Raw genomic sequence first — 6668 nt, 5'->3', positions numbered from 1 at the left:
ATAATGTATGCTATACGAAGTTATTACGGGCTGCTTTATCATAGCCGATATGCTGATTTAAGGCCGTTACCAGCATGAGGGAGTGGTGGAGGTAATAATCGATGACGGTCTTATTAGCCTGTATACCTTCTACACAAAATTCTTGAAAAGAATGGCACGTGTCGGCCAACAGATTTAATGAATGCAGGACATTAAATATAATCACTGGCTTAAACACATTCAACTCAAAATTACCTTGGCTGGCAGCAACAGCAACAGTTGTATCATTGCCGATGACTTGAGCGCAAACCATGGTCATTGCTTCGCATTGGGTAGGATTAACTTTTCCAGGCATAATGGAAGAACCGGGCTCATTTTCAGGTAGTATCAGTTCGCCAATGCCACAACGTGGGCCCGAACCAAGCCAACGTACATCATTAGCAATTTTCATCAATGCACAGGCCAGGGTTTTCAGAGTGCTGTGCGCTATAACCAGTGGTTCATGGGAAGCCAAGGCTGCGAATTTATTGGTGGCAGAAACAAAGGGCAATTTAGTAATGGTGGCGATATGGGTCGCCGCTTTAACTGCAAATTGGGGATGCGTATTTAAGCCTGTACCGACAGCGGTGCCGCCCAAGGCCAATTCATACAATTCAGGCATTACCTGTTCAATGCGGTGGATACAGGCATCCAATTGCGCGACGTAACCAGAAAATTCTTGCCCCAAGGTTAGTGGTACGGCGTCTTGCAAATGAGTACGGCCAATTTTTACAATATCTTTGAAGCTTTTCATCTTGGCTGCCAAAGCATCACGCAAGTTACGTATAGCAGGCAGAAGTTTTTTATGAAAAGCAATTGCGGCGGCAATATGCATCGCGGTAGGGAACGTGTCGTTTGAGGATTGTGACATATTGACATGATCATTAGGATGAATTGGTGTTTTACTGCCCTTGACACCGCCAGCCATTTCAATAGCGCGATTGGAAATAACTTCGTTAACATTCATATTGGATTGGGTACCACTGCCTGTCTGCCAGACATGGAGCGGAAAATGGTCATCTAGTGAACCGTTGCTAACTTCCTCGGCTGCTTTAATAATTAAATCAGCCTTATCTTTGGGCAATTTGCCAAGCTCAAGATTAGTGAGTGCGGCTGCTTTTTTCAAAATACCGAAGGCATGTGATACTTCAATCGGCATAATATCGCGGCCAATATTGAAGTGATGCAAAGAGCGTTCAGTTTGTGCCCCCCAGTATTTGTCGGCATCAACAGCAACTTCGCCCATACTATCTGTTTCTATACGCGTGCTAGCCATCGTAATTAATTCCCCTTTGATAAAAACAAAATTCTAGCATAGAGCATCCAGCCGCTTAATTAATTTTTATAAGGAAAAGCAATTAAATCGGTTATGTTAAGTAAGAAAACAAAATTGGATGTCATTTAAAAGTCTTCTTCTTGATTCATGCTTTAACTCTGTGAAATCTGACGTATACTAATGCAAATTGCTTGCTGCGAGTGAACGTGAGAGCTGTTCGTATTTATCAACCTGGGCCTTATCATTGCGGTCAGGAGTTCGAATTATCTGCTGAGGCGGCACAACATGTCGGCGTGGTTTTGCGTATGCAGCCAGGTCAACAAATTATCTTATTTTGTGGGGATAATCGTGAATTTGATGCAACGATTACTCGTGTACAAAAAAGAAAGTTCTTGTTACGGTGTTAACAGAGCGAAACGTTAATAGAGAGTCGCCAAGAATTATTCATTTGGCCCAGGCCCTTTCTAAGGGGGAGCGTATGGAGTTCGTCATACAAAAAGCAGTGGAGTTGGGTGTTACTGCGATTACCCCCCTTATTACAGCGCGCTCGGTAGTGAAATTGGATAAAGAGCGAATGGAAAAGAAGCTTGCTCAATGGCAGGCCATTGCGGTTTCTGCCTGTGAACAATCGGGGCGTAATAAAATTCCTGTTATTACACCAACTCTCTCTTTAGATAATTATTTACAAAACGAGCAAGCCTCATTGAAATTTATTTTGTATCCTGAGGCGGCTAAGACTTGGCGAGATTATAATTTTGCCAAGGCAGATATCGCGTTGTTAATCGGCCCTGAGGGTGGATTTAGCCAAGAAGAAGTCGAACATATTTTTCTTTAATTTTAATCCATTATGTTTAGGACCACGTGTATTACGTACAGAAACCGCAGCAATTGCAGCGATTAGCGTGTTGCAAGCTATCGGTGGTGATCTATAATGCTAGTCAGACAATTTAATCAAGAGGTTTTTTCATGAGCGATAATATTAAGACAGTTACTGATAACAGCTTTGAGCAGGATGTATTGAATTCCGCTAAGCCAGTATTAGTGGATTTTTGGGCTGAATGGTGTGGTCCTTGCCGTGCATTAACACCAATCCTGGAAGAGGTGGCGGCTAATCACAACGAGAGTATCAGTTTTGCTAAAATCAATATCGATGAAAACCCACAAACGCCTTCTAAATATGGCGTTATGAGTATTCCAACACTTATTTTATTTAAAAATGGTCAAGTCGAAGCAGTAAAAATGGGTTTGCTTTCCAAGTCGCAATTAAGTGCTTTTGTTGAGAGTAATGCCTAATTTTAATCAATGCCATCGTCTCTCCAGCTTATAATTAAAGATGGAGAGATAAAAAACAGTGGATCTCTTGGCAAAGCTATGTTAGACTATCAGTTCAATATGTGGCTATACTCAGAGCCGCCACTTCAAGTTAACCCAATTTAGTTTTTACAGCGTCACTGGTAATTGTTGCTGTATAGGATAAGATGGGTAGTAAAGTAAGTCTGGCGACCTTAGAGAAATGCCAAGTTGTCCTTCCCTAAAATTATCTCGGAAATCCATTTCGTTTAACCAACACATCAAGTGAGAAGTATGAATCTTAGTGAACTTAAGCAATTACCCATTGCCGATCTTGTTAATATCGCTCAAGAAATGGGCGCTGAAAATACCGCCCGCATGCGCAAACAAGATATTCTTTTTGCCATCCTCAAAGCACATTCGCACAAAGGAGAAGATATTCTTGGCGGTGGCGTTTTGGAGGTATTAACCGACGGGTTTGGCTTTTTGCGATCGGAGGACGGTTCCTACCAAGCAGGGCCAGATGATATTTATGTTTCTCCCAGCCAAATAAGACGGTTTGGTCTGCGTACTGGAGATACAATAACAGGAAAAATTCGGCCACCTAAAGACAATGAGCGTTATTTTGCTCTGCTGAAAGTCGATCAAATTAACTATGACTCACCAGAAAGCGCTAAACGTAAAATTTTATTTGAAAACTTGACTCCTTTATTTGCTACCGAACGGTTGGTAATGGAGCAAGGAAATGGCAGTACAGAAGATTTGACGGCTCGTGTTGTTGATCTCTGTGCTCCTTTTGGTCGTGGTCAACGTGGCCTTATTGTTTCCCCACCGAAAGCGGGTAAAACATTGATGTTGCAGAATCTTGCTCATTCGATTGAGAAAAATTATCCTGAGTGTTACCTGATTGTATTATTGATTGACGAACGTCCAGAGGAAGTAACTGAAATGCAACGTTCGGTAAAAGGTGAAGTGGTAGCAAGCACCTTCGATGAGCCAGCGAACCGTCACGTACAAGTTGCGGAAATGGTTATCGAGAAAGCAAAACGCCTGGTTGAACATAAACGTGATGTTGTTGTTTTACTTGACTCTATTACTCGTTTAGCACGTGCTTATAACACGGTTGTCCCTTCATCAGGAAAGGTACTGACAGGTGGTGTGGACGCTAATGCTCTACAGCGACCCAAGCGTCTTTATGGTGCTGCACGTAATATCGAAGAAGGTGGTAGCTTAACGATTATAGCAACAGCGCTAGTCGATACTGGTTCTAAGATGGATGAGGTGATTTACGAAGAGTTTAAGGGAACGGGTAATATGGAAATCCACTTAAGTCGTAATATCTCTGAGCGCCGTGTATTCCCGGCCATTAATATCAATCGTTCTGGTACTCGCCGTGAAGATCTCTTATTAAGTCCGGAAGAATTACATCGTACTTGGATTCTGCGTAAGATTCTGCAATCTATGGATGAATGTGATGCTATTGAGTTCTTATTAGAGCGCATGAAAAATCACAAGACAAATGCAGAGTTCTTTGAAGCGATGAAGCGCCAAGAATAACGTTGGTCTCGGTGTTGCTGGGAGTCGCTCTTTGAGTAGCCCTGCTTCACCCCGCTCTCGCGGATAACATAGGCGACTTAATTTTACCCTTTGTTTTTGTATGAGGTCGTCTGTACCATAATCAATGCAATTAATTTTCCCGAACTCTTACCCATGAAATATGCTGATCTTCGTGACTTTATCGAGCAGTTAGAAACTCGCGGCTTATTGCGGCGTATCGCTTATCCTGTATCGCCAAATCTTGAAATGACTGCTGTCAGTGATAGGGTTTTACGAGCTGGAGGGCCAGCATTACTGTTTACTAATCCCCAAAATAGTACGATGCCTGTATTGACCAATTTATTTGGTACGGTTGAACGAGTAGCACTTGGCATGGGTGAAGAAACCATTACTGCTTTGCGTGAAATAGGCGAACTTTTAGCTGCATTAAAAGAGCCTGAACCACCAAAAGGGTTTAAAGATGCATTCAGTAAATTGCCGCTGCTCAAACAAGCTTTGAATATGGCACCAAAATACGTTAATAGTGCGGCATGCCAGACCCATGTTTGGGAAAAAGAGGAGGTTGATTTAACCCGTTTGCCTATCCAAACCTGTTGGCCGGGGGACGTCGCACCACTGATTACCTGGGGATTAGTGACTACTAAAGGGCCCAATCAGTCACGTGAAAATATAGGTATTTATCGTCAACAAGTAATAGCTAAGAATAAACTAATTATGCGTTGGTTGTCACATCGTGGCGGAGCTTTGGATTATCAAGCCTGGCAGAAATCTCATCCTGGCGAGAAGTTTCCTGTTGCGGTAACTTTGGGTGCGGATCCTGCAACGTTGCTGGCGGCTGTCACGCCTATCCCCGATAGTTTGTCAGAATATGCGTTTGCTGGTTTATTACGAGGACAGCGTACACAACTTACTACCTGTATTGGCTGTGATTTACATGTACCGGCCAGTGCTGAAATTATTTTGGAAGGGTTTATTGAACCTGGCTCAGAGGCTGATGAAGGTCCGTTTGGTGATCATACGGGTTATTATAATGAAGTGCAGTCTTTTCCTATATTAACTATTGAACGAGTTAGTTATCGCGATAAGCCCATTTATCATAGTACTTACACAGGCCGACCTCCTGATGAACCAGCAATTTTAGGTCTGGCTCTTAACGAGATATTTATTCCTCTACTACAAAAGCAATTCCCAGAAATTGTGGATTTTTACTTGCCCCCAGAGGGATGTTCTTACCGTTTAGCAGTTGTCACCATTAAGAAACAGTATCCCGGTCATGCAAAGCGGGTGATGATGGCAGTGTGGTCTTTTTTAAGACAGTTTATGTACACCAAATTTGTTATTGTCTGTGATGACGATATTGATGCACGGAATTGGCAGGATGTAATTTGGGCTATAACTACTCGTATGGATCCTTTGCGCGATACCGTAATGGTTGATAATACACCGATTGATTATCTTGATTTTGCCTCACCCATCTCCGGTTTAGGTTCAAAAATGGGAATGGATGCAACGAATAAATGGCCGGGAGAAACCCAGAGAGAATGGGGTACAGCAATTACCATGGATAGAGATATCTTAGAGCGGGTCGATAATTATTGGTCTCAATTGGAATTGGATGCATGAGTAGCACAGTTGTTAGCGCTCGAATAGAGAGTATTACCCCCCTTACCGACACGATTTTGCAAGTTATTCTGTTGCCTGAACGGTATATTGATTATCGAGCAGGACAGTATTTACAAATTTTATCTGGCAGTGACGAGTTAAGTTATTCAATTGCTAATGCACCTTTAGGATCTTGCAAATATGAATTGCACATCCGTCATAGCCAGGATAATGCCAGTAATCAACAACTACTTACTGAAATCAGGCAACGGGGGGTGTTAACTATTCGTCTGCCTTTAGGTGATTGCCACTTGGACAAACTACAAACAGCACGACCTATTTTATTTATTGCTGGTGGGACAGGATTTGCGCCAATTAAGGCAATGATAGAGCAATTGCTGGCAAGTGGAGATAAACGTCCCTTTGAGTTATTTTGGGGGGCGCGTTCGCAAAGCGATTTGTATCTCGATGAGAAAGTTATACAATGGCAGGCCCATGTGGAGCGTTTTCGTTATTTTTCCTTATTGTCTAATGCCAATAAAGAAACATTGATCTCCAAAGTACTTGAGCATCATCCCAAAGATCTGAGCACATGGCAGGCAGTTATTGGCGGACCTTTTGATATGGTCTATACCATCAGAGACTTTTTAGTGGCTGCTGGTTTATCGCGTACGCAACTATTTGCAGACGCCTTTAGTTTTGAAGAAAAAGGGAGTTACTAATGGAAACCTTATACCAACTGTTGGGATTGTTAGGAGCAGGGTTAATTGTCTGGGTGTTATATCGCAGTATTAAAGGGCGTCCTGAGCAATTTAGTCGCGAAAATCTCAGTAAAAGTTTTCCACTATGGGCGTATTAGGCGTACTCCTCATTGGTTTTATTGCGTTATTAGTTTTATACTAAGACATACCTAGGATCTAGAGCC

The 6668-nt window shown here is 42.4% G+C and carries 8 protein-coding genes and 1 pseudogene; 8 read left to right on the top strand and 1 reads right to left on the bottom strand.

Annotated elements, in window-relative coordinates; translation table 11 throughout:
- Window positions 1–10 precede the first annotated feature (10 nt).
- Window positions 11–1294, bottom strand: a complete 1284-nt coding sequence (fumC, locus tag BN58_RS03235; RefSeq protein ID WP_019215629.1) for a class II fumarate hydratase — start codon at window positions 1292–1294, stop codon at window positions 11–13.
- Between the two features lie 206 nt (window positions 1295–1500).
- Here fumC and BN58_RS36755 point away from each other — a divergent pair, with 206 nt between their 5' ends.
- The 8 genes and pseudogenes from BN58_RS36755 (at window position 1501) to BN58_RS21665 (ending at window position 6646) form a co-directional block, all read left to right on the top strand.
- Window positions 1501–1701 (top strand): RNA methyltransferase PUA domain-containing protein, encoded by a 201-nt coding sequence (locus BN58_RS36755; protein ID WP_332247920.1) that lies wholly within the window; start codon window positions 1501–1503, stop codon window positions 1699–1701.
- On the top strand, window positions 1695–2129 hold the full coding sequence (locus BN58_RS36750) for an RsmE family RNA methyltransferase (RefSeq protein ID WP_332247919.1): 435 nt from the start codon (window positions 1695–1697) through the stop codon (window positions 2127–2129). The genes BN58_RS36755 and BN58_RS36750 overlap by 7 nt, the downstream gene beginning before the upstream one ends.
- The gene (locus tag BN58_RS36745) at window positions 2089–2226 is read left to right on the top strand and encodes a 16S rRNA (uracil(1498)-N(3))-methyltransferase (protein ID WP_332247918.1); all 138 of its coding nucleotides are present in this window, start codon (window positions 2089–2091) and stop codon (window positions 2224–2226) included. Before BN58_RS36750 ends, BN58_RS36745 begins: the two co-directional genes overlap by 41 nt.
- Before the next feature lie 34 nt (window positions 2227–2260).
- Window positions 2261–2587: a thioredoxin gene (gene trxA / locus BN58_RS03225; RefSeq protein ID WP_019215628.1), complete on the top strand. Its 327-nt coding sequence runs from the start codon at window positions 2261–2263 to the stop codon at window positions 2585–2587.
- A gap of 291 nt (window positions 2588–2878) precedes the next feature.
- On the top strand, window positions 2879–4141 hold the full coding sequence (gene rho / locus BN58_RS03220; protein WP_019215627.1) for a transcription termination factor Rho: 1263 nt from the start codon (window positions 2879–2881) through the stop codon (window positions 4139–4141).
- A 153-nt stretch (window positions 4142–4294) separates the two neighbouring features.
- Window positions 4295–5764 (top strand): 4-hydroxy-3-polyprenylbenzoate decarboxylase, encoded by a 1470-nt coding sequence (gene ubiD / locus BN58_RS03215; RefSeq protein WP_026069215.1) that lies wholly within the window; start codon window positions 4295–4297, stop codon window positions 5762–5764.
- Complete coding sequence (locus BN58_RS03210) at window positions 5761–6465, top strand: NAD(P)H-flavin reductase (RefSeq protein ID WP_019215625.1); 705 nt, start codon at window positions 5761–5763, stop codon at window positions 6463–6465. Before ubiD ends, BN58_RS03210 begins: the two co-directional genes overlap by 4 nt.
- A pseudogene (locus tag BN58_RS21665) lies at window positions 6465–6646 on the top strand (hypothetical protein). The gene BN58_RS03210 and the pseudogene BN58_RS21665 overlap by 1 nt, the downstream one beginning before the upstream one ends.
- Window positions 6647–6668: the final 22 nt, after the last annotated feature.

The organism is Legionella tunisiensis (genome assembly GCF_000308315.1).
Classification (GTDB): domain Bacteria; phylum Pseudomonadota; class Gammaproteobacteria; order Legionellales; family Legionellaceae; genus Tatlockia; species Tatlockia tunisiensis.
This window is presented reverse-complemented; position numbering and strand designations above follow the sequence as displayed.